Origin of the sequence: Bradyrhizobium sp. NBAIM08, from assembly GCF_020193935.1 — a bacterium.
Classification (GTDB): domain Bacteria; phylum Pseudomonadota; class Alphaproteobacteria; order Rhizobiales; family Xanthobacteraceae; genus Bradyrhizobium; species Bradyrhizobium yuanmingense.
The window spans coordinates 1-387 of sequence record NZ_JADYVR010001262.1 but is presented as its reverse complement, the minus strand read 5'-3'; the positions used below and the strand labels follow the sequence as shown (position 1 = coordinate 387).

Below are 387 nucleotides of genomic sequence, written 5' to 3'. Positions count from 1 at the left end.
CGTCACCCGGCCCCTCGACGGCGACCGCGCGCTCGATCTGGCCGCGGGCCGGCTGCTGATCGCCGACGGCGAGCGCGGCCGCGACGCCGCGCTGCCGACCAGCGCGGTCGAGGTCGCCCGGCGCGGCCGCGAGCTGCTCCACGACGCGGTCGCGGCCACCGACGACGACCTCGCCGCGCACTACCTCGAGGCCGGCGAGCTCACCGACGACGAGCTCACCGCCGGTCTCGCCGCGGCCTTCGCGAGCGGCGGCCTGGTGCCGGCGTTCGCGGTCGCGCCGCTCACCAGCGTCGGGGCGCGGACCCTCCTCGACGCGATCGCGGCCTGGTTCCCGCCCGCCAGCGCGCGGCCGGGCGCCGACGGCACCGTGGTGGCGCGGGTCTTCCG

At 80.1% G+C, this 387-nt stretch carries 1 protein-coding gene; it reads left to right on the top strand.

Features of this window, described 5'->3' with window-relative positions; genetic code table 11:
- Positions 1 to 387: hypothetical protein (locus tag I6F37_RS44435; protein ID WP_225155048.1), on the top strand; the 387-nt coding region annotated here is incomplete at both ends.